Origin of the sequence: Hydrosulfovibrio ferrireducens, assembly GCF_046883345.1 — a bacterium.
GTDB lineage: Bacteria > Desulfobacterota > Desulfobulbia > Desulfobulbales > Desulfurivibrionaceae > Thiovibrio > Thiovibrio ferrireducens.
The window spans coordinates 1-14,429 of the sequence record NZ_JALKCW010000008.1; the positions used below are offsets into that span (position 1 = coordinate 1).

Genomic DNA, 14,429 nt, shown 5'->3' on the forward strand with positions numbered 1-14,429 from the left:
GGAAATCACTTATTGGTGGAAACTTGCATACAACGAGCAGCGGCCACACGATTCCCTCGGGGATATGACACCTGCTGAATATCTGTCAAAAAACGCTGAGAACTCTATTTTTCAACTGTCTACTTGACAGGGAAGCTTACGCTGAAAATTCTTGTTGAAGGTCTAATGCCAATTATAAATTTCTTAATGTCTGCCATGATAACTTTCCATTTGTTTTTAATTCCCACCAGATAAGTCTTTTTATAACCTTTTCACCCTATCAGAATGGATCGCCTAACACAAATTTAAAACTTATTAATTTGTTAAATAATTATCCGTCGTTCTCGCATAAGTTTTCACGCCTATATAAGGCGACCTTTTTGCGCACCATATAACCTGGCGGGCTTGTTAACGGCTCAAATTTCGGCAAGCTACTTTTTATGGCGGCGAGAGTTGAACTCGCCATTCTGCCTTATGGCTCTATGTGTTCCAGTTCGGCCGCACAACCTTCGCACAACCGGCGTTTGATTAGACGGTTGAATTAAGTATTGTGTCCCCAGAACTCCTATATTTATGTCGTCAATGAAAAAACACCTTCAGTTAAAGCCGTTGTTAAATTTATTACAAGTCTGGCAATACTGTGGGATCAAAGCCCCATATGTGATCAGGATTTCTTGTACACCTAACAACGATAGTTTTCATATTTTTGGGTCCGACAGATCTTAGCTTTAACTTTCCTGTGCATTTCGGGCAATCACCCTCGATTTTGGTGATATAGATTTCACCGTTGGAGCCCGACTCTAGATTGAAAAAAGGGGGAAAGTTAAAATGCTTGCTTTGCATGAGCATCATGCCTATAGGGAACAACATTATTCCGATACTCATAGATATAATGAATGGGAATTGATAGCCAGTACCAATAAAACCAAGGATACTCGCAATACTACCAAAAAAACCAATTAAACCAGAGACAAGCAGCCATGATGCTTTAAGTTGTATCCCTGCAACCGAAAGGGGCTTAATTTTAGTACGATTTATATAGGCAGTTTCCCTTGGATCTTGCACTGGATTTACATTAATTGTATTTCCAGCCAATTGATTATTTTGGCCGAAATTAATAGAATTTTCTCTGGAGGAAATAACAATACCATTCGAGTTTCTTAGATTATTTCCACATTCAGAACAAAATTTATCCTGTTCATTAGCGTCCTTTCCGCACTCAGTACAATGCATATTTATGATTCCACCTAAAAAATTTAACAAAAAAATTATGGCGGTGGCGGTAGTTGAACCAGCTCTTTGCCTTATAGTTTTATGCAGTTATCTTTATTAGATTATCAATCAACTATTTTTGCGCCGTTATGTGATGTGATAAACTGCAACTAGACAAAGTGCTAGTGTTACATGCCATAACCAAAAGCCCGGTTTCACTATGGTCCAACATACGCGCCTCAAAAGGTCCATGCGAGTGCGCCTAGCCACTCTGCTGTTGCCAAACTCCCACGCAACGATGTTTTTAAGAAACTGTGTAAGATCTTGTTCGTGGAGCTTCGACTCAAGGGCAACGCTTTCAACACCCAAGAGAATAAGATTCGCACGAAGCGAGGTCTCTATCACCGTGCAACCTAACAAGAACATTATTCCAGCCAGTAAGCCCCTATCGCAAAACGTACTTTCTTTAGATATAATGGCAATAAGACCCGCTACTACTGTAACCTCGAATGTATGTAGTTGTTTTATGCGATCATATATTCTGCTTGCGCCTGCAAAGCAGCTTTCGTAGTCCTTTTGAACAATCGGCAACTTCAGTTTGACCAAATCTTTAAGTTCTTCATTCATAAAATGCCTCTTGCCGGGCAACAGTTTCAGAAAAGATGGTGTGAAAGTCCAGCCAACAAGATAAGTGCAAAATAGTCCCTGGCTGAGAAATTAGTACAATAAATATATTGTTTGATATTTTTCTGGTACATTTGCTTATTCTTCTTTTTTGTAATGTTTAACCAGAGTATCAATTACAGACAAAGACAAATTTCATTTTTCTTTGTCTGTCCACCTGAGTTCCAGCTTATTTTTGCACCTTGGATAATTAAGGCATCCCCAAAATTGATATTCACTTTGGGGGCTGCTTTTTTTGTCCATTTTGATTCCGCAATTCACGCATGTCGGCGTTGTGTAATTGGTGTTGACGATTTCTTGCAGCATAGCTTCTTGCTTTTCCTGGGGTAGACAGGTGATTTCCCCCAACAAGTCATCACCGGTAACAAGTTCCATCCCCTGCCCTTCCCCAAATGCCCTTGCCTTTTTGTAGAATCCTCCAGAGGTAAAAAAGAAACCATTCGTGATCTCCTGAGCGGCCATTACACCTCTGAAAGCCCTTACGGTGTCTACCTTTATTTCTTGTCTATGCGCCTTGCATTGTGCGATTCCATATAACTTTTCAAGCTCTTGTGGCTTGTAAATATGGATGTCGGTCCCTCCGTCTGCGCCCATGTTTCCTAATTTTACATGAAAACCTCTTGTTTCGAGCACTGTTGCACAAAGCTTTTCAAACTCTCGCCATTCAAGGCTTCTTATAAACTCCAGCGTCCAGAATGGCCTTGGCGGTATCGGGTTCGGCTCTGGCCGTAATTCTCTAATTTTTCCGTAGCGTTTTCTTTCGCTACGTTTTTTTCCTATACTGTCAAAAAACAACCTGAATGCTATGACTATCACAATCATGAACACCAGGGAGCCAAGCCCGGTCACTTTATTGCCGTTTGCCGCTTGCGGTGGCTTGATAACCTGTGATTGCATGACTGGCTTGGCCACATTCTGCTGTATAGCTGGCTTCACAGCGTGTTGCTCGATAATCGGCTGTACAACTTGCGCTGTAGGCTTTTCTTGCTTCTGAGATTGTTCCGGAAATGAGTTATTCGTTGCAGGCGGGACCGATATGCTTGTTTCTTTTTTGATGGTGTTACTGAAATGCGTTATTCCTGAATCGTCTACCCAAACGTAAATTTCTTGAGGAACTTTTTTACTGGCAGGCATTGCTGTTGACCACCCCTTTCATTGCACTCTATCTTTTTGTTATGCTACATTCTCATGGGGTGAACCAGCCTCAATCTTGCCGGATTTGTTCTTTTTCTCTTTGTACCATTCCCGAAATTCAGGGGCCTGCAAAGAAAGCTCCATGACTATTCTTCCGTCATTACCTTCCTTTTTTCGTACTTCCTGAACCCACTCCTCGATAATTCCTGTGTTCTTCTCTTCCTGACCTGGCTGCGCGGGGGTATCCCCTAATCGTTTCGGTCCTTCTCCCGTCGTTGATCTGCAATGGCACCAGGGGGATTGTCCTTGCTGGCATTGGCTTTCCTCCAGAATAAGTATTTTGGGGGCCTTTTTTTTCGAGAGCCCCTAGAGGCCCCCAAGGAGGCCCCCAAAACTTCTGGATTTTATGATATCAGGAGGGACATTACGGGACAACAGAAAAAGAAAAAGCCCTGATTTCTCAGGGCTTTCAGGTCGATACCGGACGGTATCGGATAATGCAATGGTGCCGGAGGTCGGAATCGAACCGACATGGGGTTGCCCCCGCGGGATTTTGAGTCCCGTGCGTCTACCAGTTTCACCACTCCGGCCGAATGGCGATGTGCCCCGTGACAGCGGCATAGGACGAACACTATAGAAGCCTTGCCGAGAGCTGTCAAGCCCTAAAGAACCAGTGGCCTCGATGATGTTTCAGTGGGAGGTTCCCAGGAAAATCTTCTGGAACCTGTAGAAGTAATCCACCCCAGACCACACCGTCATGAAGGCGGAAATATAGAGGATTCCCTTGCCCAGTTCGTGCAGGAAAGGGATGGGCATCACCCCCAGGGGAAAGATCAGCACGCAGAGCGCGGTGTACTGCAAAATACTCTTCAATTTGCCCATGCCGCTGGCCGCGATGACGATGCCCGAAGAGGCCGCCACCCCGCGGAGTCCGGTGATCACCAGCTCCCGGGCCAGGATGATGAACACCAGCCAGGCCGGAATCTTGTCCATGGGGATCAGCATGATCAAGGCCGCACAGACCAGCACCTTGTCGGCCACCGGATCCATCAATTTGCCCAGGACCGTTTCGATTTTGTGCTTTCTGGCGTAATAGCCGTCCGCAAGATCGGTGAGCGCCCCGGTGAGGAAAAGCAGAAAGGCGAACAGGCTGACCCCGACGCTGGGTTGGGGATAGAGAAAAAAGAGCAGGACCGGCGCCACCGCAAAGCGGTAGCCGGTGAGCATATTGGGAATGGTGAGGATCGCGTGCCGGCTCATGGTCTTAATTGGCCGCTCCCAGCCAGCGGGAGGACGGAGAGGACGCGGCTGACATCTGCCGGTAGTGCTGAAGAACTCGTGCCACATACTGCTGGGTTTCCGGGATCAAGGGAATTCCCTGGGCGGCCTCAACCCTGTTTGGCCCGGCGTTGTAAGCGGCCAGGGCAAGTCTGATGTTGCCGCCGAACCGGGCCAGCATCTGGCGTAGGTAATTGGTGCCGCCGAAGATGTTTTCCTTGGGGTCGAAAGGGTTCCAGACATTCAGGTCGGCGGCGGTTCCCGGCATCAACTGCATGAGGCCCTGGGCTCCCTTGGAGGAAACGGCCATGCAGTCGAAGTTGGATTCGGTCTTGATCACGGCCTTGATCAACAAGGGGTCCATTGCGTAGTGGCTGGCCGCCCTCTGGATATGCTCTTCATAGAGGCGCGGATCACCGGGCCGCGGCGATCTGCTCCCCCGGGAGTGCGGGCGCACCACCCCGGCCTTGTAGCGAGGGTCGTTGGGCACATTGGTGAAATGCACGGTGCCATGCTTGTCGACAAAGGTATAGATCGTCGCCCGGGCGGAATCCGGCACCAGCAGCATTGTCCAGACCAGCACGGCCAGGAGTCGTCCTGCCGCACGGGTTTTTCCCTTGTGTCCGTCTGTTTTCCGTGTCTGCGCCATGTTTTTGTCTCCGGGCAGATGCGCCTGCACCAACAGTATACTACGCTTTTGCTCTTTTTTCCCAGTCGGCCAAAAATTGTTCCATGCCGAGGTCGGTGAGCGGATGCCGGGCAAGCTGGGCAATGACCTTGAAGGGGATCGTGGCGATATGGGCGCCCAGCAGGGCTGCGTCCACCACGTGGATGGGATTGCGGATGCTGGCGACGATCACCTCGGTGGCATAGCCGTAGTTGTCGTAGATGTTCATGATGTCGCTGATCAGATCCATGCCGTTCTGGGAGATGTCATCCAGCCGGCCGACAAAGGGGCTTGCGTAGCTGGCCCCGGCCTTGGCGGCCATCAGGGCCTGGCTGGCGGAAAAGATCAGGGTCACATTGGTTCTGATCTTTTCATCGGCCAGCGTCTTGACCGCCTTGAGGCCTTCGGTGGTCATGGGGATCTTGATCACGATGTTCGAATGGATGGCGGCAAGCTCGCGCCCCTCGCGGACCATACCCTCGGCGTCAAGCGCAATAACCTCGGCGCTGATCGGGCCGTCCACGATCTTACAGATATCCTTGATGATCTCAACAAAGGGCTTATTTTCCCTGGCGATCAGCGAGGGGTTGGTGGTAACTCCGTCCACCATGCCCATGTCCACGGCTTTTTTGATTTCTTCCAGGTTGGCGGTATCAATGAAAAACTTCATCTATTCTCTCCTACGGGATCATTTTTTTAACGGGATTCGAAATCAGCCGTTCTCCTGCCGATTTGTTGTCTGGGCGTCGCAATACATCTTCCGGCATTGTTCACTGCAAAAATATACAACCGTATCCCCATCTTGTAACACAATTGCCTGCCTTTTGGGAATATAGATATGGCAGACCGGGTCTTCCACCAGTTGGTCATGGGCGGCCAGTTCGCCTGAACCCGTGGTTTTCCGGCCATTGCCGACGGTTTTTTTTCTCCGGCCGCCCGTCAGCAACCGGTACAGGACATAGAGAAAGAGCGCGTAGATGAAAAGCTTAAACACCGAAAGGCCCCCTGTTTCGCCATTCCTGCCGCTCCACCCCTGCCTGTGTCCCGAGTGCCCGGCAGAGCTCCAGGCTGGTTCGGCCAAGGAGCGGATGCACCTGCGCCGGAGCCACCTCCGCCAGGGGCGCCAGCACGAAAAGCCGGTCGGCGATCCGCGGATGGGGCACGGTCAGGGTTGGGCTGTCCATTCTTAGGTCTCCGTAGTAGAGCAGGTCCAGGTCAACGGGTCTGTCTTTGGTCAGGGTGCGATCCCGGCCCAGTTTGGTTTCGATGGCAAGCATGGCGGCCAGCAGCTCGGTGGGCGACAGGGTGGTGAGGATTTCGCCCACGGCATTGGTGAACCAGTGGTCCGTGGCCAGGCCGACAGGTTGTGTCCGGTACGGGCTGGAGAGCCGGATCAGGCTGATTCCCGCCACCTGGCCCAACCGCTGCCAGGCCTCGAGCAGGTTGGTCTGGCCATCGCCGAGATTGGAGCCCAGGCCGATAAAGGCCTGCTGCTGGTTTGCCATGGAGCCTCTTGCAAAATTCCCAAAAGTTCCCTTCCCCTAGGGGGGAGGGTTAGGGGGAGGGGGAAACAGCCGGAGCGGCAGGTTGCGGCTTCACCCTCCCCCCGGCCCCCTCCCGTCGAGGGAGGGGGAGTCAATGTGGAAGAGTTTTGCAAGCAAATTCCTAAGCCGCCATTGGTCGGCATAAGGGGCCGCGTAACGAAATAATCATTTCGTACGGCCCCTAAATATCCTGCAAGCCCAGCACGTCGAACATGGTATAGAGGCCGTTGGGCTGGTTCACCACCCAAGCGGCGGCCAGGGCCGCGCCCCGGGCGAAGTTGTCCCGGCTGTGGGCCCGGTGGCTGAGTTCCAGCCTCTCCCCTGCCCCGGCAAAATAGACGGTGTGTTCGCCCACGATGTCCCCGGCCCGGATGGTCTGGATGCCGATCTCCTTGTCGGTGCGCTCGCCGATCATGCCGTGGCGGGAATAGACCCCCACCTCGGCCAGGTTGCGGTGCACGCCTTCGGCCACCATCTCGCCGAGCTTCAGGGCCGTGCCGCTGGGCGCGTCCTTTTTCATCCGGTGGTGGGCCTCGACGATTTCGATATCGTAGGCATCGCCCAGCAGGGCTGCCATCTTGCGGGCGATCTTGAACAGCACGTTGACGCCCACCGCCATATTGGGAGACTGGACGCAGGGAAAATTGCGGCTTAATTCCTTAAGCTCGGCGAGATTGTCCGCGGTCAGGCCGGTGGTGCCGATGACCATGGCCTTTTTCGCCTGGGCCGCCTTGCGGGCCAGGGCCATGGTGGCCTCGTGGAAGGTGAAGTCGATAACCACCTCGCCCTGGTCCATGACCGCCTCGAAGCTGTCCGCTACCTTTACGCCCAAAGCGCCTATCCCGGCCAGTTCGCCGAGATCCTTGCCAAGCTCCGGGCCATCGGGCCGTTCAAAACCTCCGGCCAGGGTCAATCCTTCCTGCTGGTGCACCATATAGCTGATCCGGCGGCCCATTCGGCCTGCGGCCCCGGCGACAATAACCTTGGTCATAACAGTCTCCTTATAGCAGCCCGCAGTCGGCCAGAACCTTGCTGAGCTTCTCGGTGCTTGCCTCGCTCATCTTGTACAGAGGCAGACGCGGGGCGCTGTTTTTGATCTTGCCCATCAGCGCCAGCGCCGTCTTGGCCGGGGTTGGGTTGGTCTCGATGAACATCGCGCCCATGAGCGGGAAGAGCTTGTAATGCAGTTTGCGGGCCTTGGTAAAATCACCGGCCAGGGCTGCGTCCATCATGGCGGCCATGTCCTTGGGCGCCACGTTGGAGGTGACGGAAATCACCCCGGCGCCGCCGATGGCCACCGTGGCCATGCAGGTAAAATCGTCGCCGGACAGCACCGCGAAATTCTTGGGGCAGAGGCGGATGACCTGGCTGATCTGGTTCAGATCAGCGGTGGCCTCCTTCACCCCGACGATGTTCTTGATCTTGGCGCAGCGGGCCACGGTCTCCGGCAGCATGTTGACGCTGGTCCGGCTGGGCACGTTGTAGAGGATGATGGGGATGTCCACCGCCTCGGCCACTGCCTTGAAATGCTGGTAGAGCCCTTCTTGGGTCGGCTTGTTGTAGTAGGGCGTGATCATCAGGGCGCCGTCGGCCCCCGCAGCCTTGGCGGCCCGGGTCAGCTCGATGGACTCGCTCGTTGAGTTGGAGCCGGTTCCGGCCAACACCGGCACCCTCCCCTTGACGGTCTTGACGGTCAGCTCCACCACCCGGTGGTGCTCTTCATGGGTCAAGGTGGCGGACTCGCCGGTGGTGCCGCAGGGCACGATGCCGTGGGTGCCGTTCTTGACCTGGAACTCGATGAGATCCTTCAGCCCTTTTTCATCGACCTTGCCGTCCTTGGTAAAGGGCGTGACAATCGCCACATAGGCGCCGCGAAACTTGTTCATACCTTCCTCCTGCTTCCTTAGTATCACTCAAACGCGAAAAGGGCGCGCAGCCCTATGATTTCCTTCGTACCGCTTCGGCGTGCAGTTGGCCTTCGTAGATAAAATTGGCCGGTCCTTCCAGAAAGACCTCGGCAATCTCCTGGCCGGCAAGGGCGTAATGGATGATCAACTGCTCACCCCCGGAGGTGGTCACCGTTACCGGCGGCTGCACCTGGCCAAGAATCCCGGCGATAATGGCCGAGGACACCGCGCCGGTGCCGCAGGCCAGGGTTTCCCCTTCGACTCCGCGCTCGTAGGTGCGGACGATCAGGCCGTTACCCCCTTGCTTTTGCACGAAATTGACATTGGTCCCGGCTGGCTGGAAGTGCTCGTGGAAGCGGATAGCCCTCCCCCACTCCATAACCGGGGCCTGTCGGATGTCCTCCATGAAGAGCACGGCGTGGGGCACCCCGGTATTGAGGCTGTGCACCACCTGCTCCTCTCCGTTGACCATGAGCTTCTCGTGCAGCCTTAGATTGGTGGGCGCGGTCATCTTGAGCTTGACCGACTGGCCCGTGACCTCGGCCTCGATGAGCCCGGCCACGGTCTCAAAGCGCATCCGCGCCGGGGCGATGCCCAAGGCAAAGGCAAAGCGGGCGGCGCAGCGGGCGCCGTTGCCGCACATCTCGGCCCAACTGCCGTCAGCGTTTAAAAACTGCCAGCGGAAATCCGCATTTTCGCTCTTCTCGATCAAGATCAGGCCGTCCGCGCCCACGGAAACCCGCCGTTCGCACACCGCCTTGGCAAAACCGGGCATCTCTTCCCTGCTCAGAAACGGGGTGCGGTGGTCAATGAGGATGAAGTCATTGCCGGTGCCGCTCATCTTGGTGAAATCAATGGGAAACTGCATGGTCATGCGCCCTGCTTGAGAAAGTCAGGGATGCTTTCCCCCTGGATCAGGGTTTCATAGGTTTCCCTGGCCCGGATCACATGAAAACCGTCCCCATGCACCAGAACCTCGGCCACCCGGGGCCGGGAGTTGTAGTTGGAGGACATGGAAAAGCCGTACGCCCCGGCGCTCATCACGGCCAGGAGATCATCGGCCTCCACATTGGGCATGGCTCGTTCCCGGGCGAGAAAATCACCGGTTTCGCAGATCGGTCCCACCACATCGGCAATCGCCTGCTCCCGGCCGGGTTGCTCCACGGCCTGGATGTGATGGAAGGCGTCGTAGAGGCTTGGGCGGGCCAGGTCGTTCATCCCGGCATCGACGATGATGAATTTCTTGAGCCCTTCCTTGGTGTAGAGCACCTTGGTCACCAGCGCCCCGGCATTGCCCACCAAAACGCGGCCCGGTTCGAGCACCAGGGTGCAGGCAAGGCCTGCCAGCTCCTGCTTGATGGCCTGGGCATACTCCGCTGGCTCGGGCGGCTCCTCACCGTTGTAACGGATGCCCAAGCCCCCGCCCAGGTCAAGATGGGTGATGGTGATTCCCTGCTCACCGAGCTGCCCGATGAACCCCTTCACCTTGGCCAGCGATTCGACAAAGGGGGAGACTACAGTGAGCTGGGAGCCGATGTGGCAGCTCACGCCCTTGATTTCGATATTGGGCAGCTTGCTGGCCGCAAGATAGACCCGCAGCGCCTCACCGATGGGGATGCCGAACTTGTTCTTTGCCAAGCCGGTGGAGATATAGGCGTGGGTCTTTGGGTCCACATCCGGATTCACCCGGAAGGAGACCGGGGCCTTGAGCCCCATGCCCGCCGCCACCGTCTGGATCTGGGCCAGCTCCTGCTCGGATTCCACATTGAGCATGAGGATGCCTGCGGAAAGGGCCTCGCGGATCTCGACAGCGGTTTTACCCACCCCCGAATAGACGATCTTTGCGGGATCAACCCCGGCGGTGCGTGCCCGGAACAGCTCGCCTCCGGAGACGATATCCGTGCCGCCGCCAAGGGAGGCAAAAAGGCGGAGGATGGCGATGTTGGCGCAGGACTTGGCCGCAAAGCAGGTGATATGGGGGATGTCTGCAAAGGCGCGGTCAAAGGCGGCAAAATGGCGGCTCAGGGTGGCGGAGCTGTACAGATAGAAGGGAGTGCCCACCGCTGCTGCCACGACTGGCACGGGAACATCCTCGCACTGCAGGGTGTCATTTTTGTACTGAAAATCATGCATGGTTCGTTTTCCTAAAAAACACGGCAATAAACAGGTATTACTCCGCCACCTCGTAGGTGGCTTCCATGGAGTAGGTGCTTTCGTTGGCAGGCCTGGCCTGGTCAAAGGCGGTGACCGAATAATACCAGAGCCCTCTTTCCTTGGGCGGTTTTGCATCCTCAAAGGAAAGGCCTGCCCCGTCCACCTGGCCGATGGGTTCCGGGGTCGCGCTCTTGGCTGCGCGGCGGTAGATGCGAAAACCTGCCAGATCGGGTTCGGCAACCGTCTCCCAGAGAATCTTGACCCCGGTGCCGCTGGCCACGGCGTGTACCTTCTGGGGCGGCGCCGGAGGGGTGAGGTCGCGCGGCGTTGCGCTCAAGGGCTCACTGGTCATTCCTGCCGCCATGGTCTCCGCATGCAGCCGCATGGCCCGCACCTTGTAGACGTAGGCTTTGCCATTGCGCAGTCCTTTATCCGTAAAGGTCAAACCCTCGCTCAGTCCGCCCGGCATTTCGGTAAACGTCTCGCCGCCATCGGTCGAGCGGAAAACCTGATAACGGATGGGATCGGAAACCGGGGTCCCATCCAACAGCCCCGCAGGCGCTTGCCAGCGCAGGGTAATGGCCTTGTCGCTTTCTTCGACCGTGAAATTGAGAGGCGCAAGGAGGGGGGTATCCCAGACCACCGAAACGGTGTTGGAATCATCGCTGCTGACAAACCAGCCCGCCTTGCTGCGCACCCGGTACACATAGCGGTGATTGGGCCTGAGCAGGGTTTCCTCGTAGAAAACCTTGCCCTTGTCGCTGCTCTCCGCCCTGATCTCGATGGAAGGCCCAAAGGGGATGGGGCAGTCGGCGCAGTAATCCTTGACCGGGATAACCGCGCGCAACAGCTCGAATTTTTCAATCCGGTACGGCAGCCGGTCGCCCTGCACGGTTGCCCGGGGATAGGACCAGTTGAGCGTTACCCCTTTTTCGTCAAGCTGATAGCTCAAGTCGCTGATGGGCGCTGGCATAACCGTGTCGGGCGGCACTGGCCGGGTCTTCTTGCCGCAGCCGGACAAAGCGACGAGCGCGACCAAGGCGAGGGCAAAAATGCGTATCCGGACAGTTTCAGGCTTCATGCCGTTATCCCCATCTCTTTTTCCGCCCGTTTCAAGGCCTTGGCCACCATCTTGCCCGAGGTGCCGCCCAGGGAGATTCTGCTTGCAACCGAGCCCTCGATGGAGAGCACCTTGAAAACATCTCCCTCGATGACCTCGGAGAATTTTTGCAGCTCCTGGACGGTCAATTCGGTGAGTTCCTTGCCCTTGCTTATGCAAAAGGCTACGGTGCGGCCGACAATGGCGTGGGCCTGGCGGAAGGGGATATTTTTGAGCACCAGATAATCCGCCAGATCGGTGGCGGTCATGTAGCCGCCGCCAAGGCCTTTGGCCAGCCGCGCCGCGTTGAACTTCAGGTTGCCGAGCAATTGGGCCATGATCGCCACGGACTGGGAAACCGTGTCCACCGTGTCGAACAGCGGCTCCTTGTCTTCCTGGAGGTCGCGGTTGTAGGTCATGGGCAGACCCTTGACCAGCATCAAGAGGCTCATGAGATTGCCCACCACCCTGCCGCTCTTGCCCCGGATCAGCTCGGGGATATCCGGGTTCTTTTTCTGGGGCATGATGGAGCTGCCGGTGCAGAAGCTGTCCGCCAGGGTCACGAAGGAAAACTCCTCGGTGGTCCAGAGGACCAGCTCCTCGGACAACCGGCTCAGGTGGATCTGCACCAGGCTGGCCGCGGACATGAACTCGATGATGAAATCGCGGTCCCCCACTGTGTCCATGCTGTTGGCGGTGACCTTGGGGAAATCCAGCTCCTTGGCAACAAACTCGCGGTCGATGGGCAAGCCGGTCCCGGCCAGGGCCGCAGCGCCCAAGGGCATGACATTGATTCTTTTTAAGGCATCGCTGAGCCGTTCCCGGTCGCGGCCGAACATCTCGTAGTAGGCCAGCAGATGGTGCGCCACCAAAACCGGCTGGGCCCGCTGCAAGTGGGTGTAGCCCGGCATCACCGCATGCTGGTATTTCCTGGCCAGCACCACAAAGGCTTTTTGCAGCCCGGCCAGCAGCTCGATGAGGTTGCGGCATTCCTCCCGGAGATACAGACGTACATCCAGGGCCACCTGGTCGTTACGGCTGCGGGCGGTGTGCAGCTTTTCCCCGGCCGGGCCGATCTTTTCCACCAGGGATTTTTCGATGTTCATGTGGATGTCTTCAAGCTCGGGCCTGAAGACAAACGTCCCATTTTCGATCTCCCGCTCGATCTGGCCTAACCCCTTGACGATCTGGTCCCGCTCCTTGGCGCTGATCAACCCCTGCTTGGCGAGCATCTTGGCGTGCGCCCGGCTGCCGGCGATGTCGTGCCTGTACAGTCTGGCGTCGTAGTGGATGGAGGCGGTAAAAGCCGCCACCGAAGCGGCGGTCTTTTCCGCGAACCTGCCGCCCCACAGTGCCTGGTTATGGGTGTTTCCTGCCGAAGACATAAGGCGTTGCCTAGTTAGTTTTTAAAATTCTTTTAATAACTCTGGAAGGTAACTGTTTAGCAGTGCCACAGATGCGCGAAAGAGGTCTGCGAAGTGTGCTATTTGCACATGAGCAGGCCGATGACAAAGCAGATGTGGTGCTGCTGGGCAGTTACCTCTTCTTTTCCACCAGGGCCTGGATGGTCAACCGCAAGGCATTGAGACGGATGAAGCCGCCGGCATCCGACTGGGTGTAGACCTGGTCTTCCTCAAAGGTGGCAAAGCTTTCCTGGTAGAGCGACTGATCGGACTTGCGCCCCACCGGGATGCAGTTGCCCTTGATCAGCTTGAGCCGCACCACGCCGTTCACGGTTTCCTGCGCGTTGTCCATGGTCCTTTGCAGGAGCTTCATCTCCGGCGAGAACCAGAAGCCGTTGTAGATCAGCTCGGCATAGCGGGGGATCAGGCTGTCGCGGATCTTCATGACCTCGCGGTCCAGGGTGATGGTTTCCAGATCGCGGTGCGCGCAGCGCAATATGGTGCCGCCCGGGGTTTCGTACACCCCGCGGGATTTCATGCCCACGAAGCGGTTCTCCACCATGTCCAAGCGGCCGATGCCGTTGGCGCCGCCCAGGGTGTTGAGGCGGGCCAGCATGGCTGCCGGGCTGAGCTTCTCGCCGTTGATGGCTACCGGGTTGCCGCCCGCAAACTCCATTTCGATATAGGTCGGGGTGTCCGGGGCCTTTTCCGGGGAGACGGAAAGCTTGAACATGGACTCCTCCGGCTCGTTCCACGGATCTTCGAGAATACCGCCCTCAAAGCTGATGTGGAGCAAGTTCTCGTCGGAGCTGTAAGGCTTCTCCTTGGTCACCGGCACGGGGATGGCGTGCTTTTCCGCATAGGCCATGAGCTTGGTTCGGGAGTTGAGGTCCCAGATCCGCCAGGGCGCGATGATGGTCAGCCTGGGGTTTAAGGCCAGATAGGTCAGCTCGAAGCGGACCTGGTCGTTGCCCTTGCCTGTGGCGCCGTGACTCACGGCATCCGCGCCTTCCGCCTCGGCGATCCGCACCTGTTCCCGGGCGATGACCGGCCGGGCCAGGGAGGTGCCCAGCAGATAGGAGCCCTCATAGATGGCATTGGCCCGAAAGGCCGGGAAGACATAGTCGCGGACAAACTCTTCGCGCAGATCGGAGATGATCACCTTCTCGGCGCCGGTGGCCATACCCTTGGCCCGCACCTTGTCCCAGTCCTCCTCCTGGCCTACATCGGCGGCAAAGGCGACCACCGGAACCTGATACTCTTCCCGCAGCCATTTAAGGATAACCGAGGTGTCCAACCCGCCGGAATAGGCGAGAACGATCTTGTTTATATTGGCAGCCATTGGCCGTGTTCTCCCAGAGTGCTTGT

At 56.1% G+C, this 14,429-nt stretch carries 16 protein-coding genes and 1 tRNA gene; 1 reads left to right on the forward strand and 16 read right to left on the reverse strand.

Features of this window, described 5'->3' with window-relative positions; all coding sequences use genetic code 11:
* The coding region (locus tag MWR57_RS02345; RefSeq protein WP_423123313.1) for an integrase core domain-containing protein at positions 1-127 on the forward strand (127 nt) is incomplete at its 5' end.
* A 473-nt stretch (positions 128-600) separates the two neighbouring features.
* Here MWR57_RS02345 and MWR57_RS02350 read toward each other — a convergent pair.
* The 16 genes from MWR57_RS02350 to MWR57_RS02425 all read right to left on the reverse strand — a co-directional run bounded on the left by MWR57_RS02350 (position 601) and on the right by MWR57_RS02425 (position 14,403).
* Positions 601-1,212 (reverse strand): hypothetical protein, encoded by a 612-nt coding sequence (locus MWR57_RS02350; protein ID WP_423123177.1) that lies wholly within the window; start codon positions 1,210-1,212, stop codon positions 601-603.
* A gap of 126 nt (positions 1,213-1,338) precedes the next feature.
* Positions 1,339-1,818 carry a hypothetical protein gene (locus MWR57_RS02355; RefSeq protein ID WP_423123178.1) on the reverse strand — a complete coding sequence of 160 codons (480 nt, stop codon included), beginning with the start codon at positions 1,816-1,818 and terminating at the stop codon, positions 1,339-1,341.
* A gap of 192 nt (positions 1,819-2,010) precedes the next feature.
* Positions 2,011-3,009: a restriction endonuclease gene (locus tag MWR57_RS02360; RefSeq protein WP_423123179.1), complete on the reverse strand. Its 999-nt coding sequence runs from the start codon at positions 3,007-3,009 to the stop codon at positions 2,011-2,013.
* A gap of 503 nt (positions 3,010-3,512) precedes the next feature.
* A tRNA-Leu gene (locus MWR57_RS02365) sits at positions 3,513-3,599 on the reverse strand.
* A gap of 100 nt (positions 3,600-3,699) precedes the next feature.
* Positions 3,700-4,269, reverse strand: coding sequence for a CDP-diacylglycerol--glycerol-3-phosphate 3-phosphatidyltransferase (gene pgsA / locus MWR57_RS02370; protein ID WP_423123180.1), 570 nt, complete (start codon positions 4,267-4,269; stop codon positions 3,700-3,702).
* Between the two features lie 4 nt (positions 4,270-4,273).
* Positions 4,274-4,936: a transglycosylase SLT domain-containing protein gene (locus MWR57_RS02375; RefSeq protein ID WP_423123181.1), complete on the reverse strand. Its 663-nt coding sequence runs from the start codon at positions 4,934-4,936 to the stop codon at positions 4,274-4,276.
* Between the two features lie 40 nt (positions 4,937-4,976).
* Positions 4,977-5,624 (reverse strand): fructose-6-phosphate aldolase, encoded by a 648-nt coding sequence (gene fsa / locus MWR57_RS02380; RefSeq protein ID WP_423123182.1) that lies wholly within the window; start codon positions 5,622-5,624, stop codon positions 4,977-4,979.
* 42 nt (positions 5,625-5,666) lie between these two features.
* The gene (locus MWR57_RS02385) at positions 5,667-5,948 is read right to left on the reverse strand and encodes a hypothetical protein (protein WP_423123183.1); all 282 of its coding nucleotides are present in this window, start codon (positions 5,946-5,948) and stop codon (positions 5,667-5,669) included.
* Positions 5,941-6,459 carry a 2-amino-4-hydroxy-6-hydroxymethyldihydropteridine diphosphokinase gene (gene folK, locus MWR57_RS02390; RefSeq protein WP_423123184.1) on the reverse strand — a complete coding sequence of 173 codons (519 nt, stop codon included), beginning with the start codon at positions 6,457-6,459 and terminating at the stop codon, positions 5,941-5,943. Before folK ends, MWR57_RS02385 begins: the two co-directional genes overlap by 8 nt.
* Before the next feature lie 220 nt (positions 6,460-6,679).
* Positions 6,680-7,489 carry a 4-hydroxy-tetrahydrodipicolinate reductase gene (gene dapB / locus MWR57_RS02395; RefSeq protein WP_423123185.1) on the reverse strand — a complete coding sequence of 270 codons (810 nt, stop codon included), beginning with the start codon at positions 7,487-7,489 and terminating at the stop codon, positions 6,680-6,682.
* A 10-nt stretch (positions 7,490-7,499) separates the two neighbouring features.
* A complete protein-coding gene (gene dapA / locus MWR57_RS02400; protein ID WP_423123186.1) occupies positions 7,500-8,384 on the reverse strand; it encodes a 4-hydroxy-tetrahydrodipicolinate synthase in 885 nt (294 codons plus the stop codon).
* Positions 8,385-8,436: 52 nt separating this feature from the next.
* Positions 8,437-9,279 (reverse strand): diaminopimelate epimerase, encoded by an 843-nt coding sequence (gene dapF, locus MWR57_RS02405; protein WP_423123187.1) that lies wholly within the window; start codon positions 9,277-9,279, stop codon positions 8,437-8,439.
* Positions 9,276-10,538 (reverse strand): diaminopimelate decarboxylase, encoded by a 1,263-nt coding sequence (gene lysA, locus MWR57_RS02410; RefSeq protein WP_423123188.1) that lies wholly within the window; start codon positions 10,536-10,538, stop codon positions 9,276-9,278. Before lysA ends, dapF begins: the two co-directional genes overlap by 4 nt.
* 37 nt (positions 10,539-10,575) lie before the next feature.
* Complete coding sequence (locus MWR57_RS02415) at positions 10,576-11,640, reverse strand: fibronectin type III domain-containing protein (RefSeq protein ID WP_423123189.1); 1,065 nt, start codon at positions 11,638-11,640, stop codon at positions 10,576-10,578.
* A complete protein-coding gene (gene argH, locus MWR57_RS02420; protein WP_423123190.1) occupies positions 11,637-13,043 on the reverse strand; it encodes an argininosuccinate lyase in 1,407 nt (468 codons plus the stop codon). Before argH ends, MWR57_RS02415 begins: the two co-directional genes overlap by 4 nt.
* Before the next feature lie 151 nt (positions 13,044-13,194).
* Positions 13,195-14,403, reverse strand: a complete 1,209-nt coding sequence (locus MWR57_RS02425; protein ID WP_423123191.1) for an argininosuccinate synthase — start codon at positions 14,401-14,403, stop codon at positions 13,195-13,197.
* Positions 14,404-14,429: the final 26 nt, after the last annotated feature.

Bases quoted from the DNA above. Each gene is read 5' to 3' on its own strand.
- MWR57_RS02350 (WP_423123177.1), bottom strand. From the start codon at position 1,212: ATGCATTGTACTGAGTGCGGAAAGGACGCTAATGAACAGGATAAATTT.
- MWR57_RS02355 (WP_423123178.1), bottom strand. From the start codon at position 1,818: ATGAATGAAGAACTTAAAGATTTGGTCAAACTGAAGTTGCCGATTGTT.
- MWR57_RS02360 (WP_423123179.1), bottom strand. From the start codon at position 3,009: ATGCCTGCCAGTAAAAAAGTTCCTCAAGAAATTTACGTTTGGGTAGAC.
- pgsA (WP_423123180.1), bottom strand. From the start codon at position 4,269: ATGAGCCGGCACGCGATCCTCACCATTCCCAATATGCTCACCGGCTAC.
- MWR57_RS02375 (WP_423123181.1), bottom strand. From the start codon at position 4,936: ATGGCGCAGACACGGAAAACAGACGGACACAAGGGAAAAACCCGTGCG.
- fsa (WP_423123182.1), bottom strand. From the start codon at position 5,624: ATGAAGTTTTTCATTGATACCGCCAACCTGGAAGAAATCAAAAAAGCC.
- folK (WP_423123184.1), bottom strand. From the start codon at position 6,459: ATGGCAAACCAGCAGCAGGCCTTTATCGGCCTGGGCTCCAATCTCGGC.
- dapB (WP_423123185.1), bottom strand. From the start codon at position 7,489: ATGACCAAGGTTATTGTCGCCGGGGCCGCAGGCCGAATGGGCCGCCGG.
- dapA (WP_423123186.1), bottom strand. From the start codon at position 8,384: ATGAACAAGTTTCGCGGCGCCTATGTGGCGATTGTCACGCCCTTTACC.
- dapF (WP_423123187.1), bottom strand. From the start codon at position 9,279: ATGACCATGCAGTTTCCCATTGATTTCACCAAGATGAGCGGCACCGGC.
- lysA (WP_423123188.1), bottom strand. From the start codon at position 10,538: ATGCATGATTTTCAGTACAAAAATGACACCCTGCAGTGCGAGGATGTT.
- MWR57_RS02415 (WP_423123189.1), bottom strand. From the start codon at position 11,640: ATGAAGCCTGAAACTGTCCGGATACGCATTTTTGCCCTCGCCTTGGTC.
- argH (WP_423123190.1), bottom strand. From the start codon at position 13,043: ATGTCTTCGGCAGGAAACACCCATAACCAGGCACTGTGGGGCGGCAGG.
- MWR57_RS02425 (WP_423123191.1), bottom strand. From the start codon at position 14,403: ATGGCTGCCAATATAAACAAGATCGTTCTCGCCTATTCCGGCGGGTTG.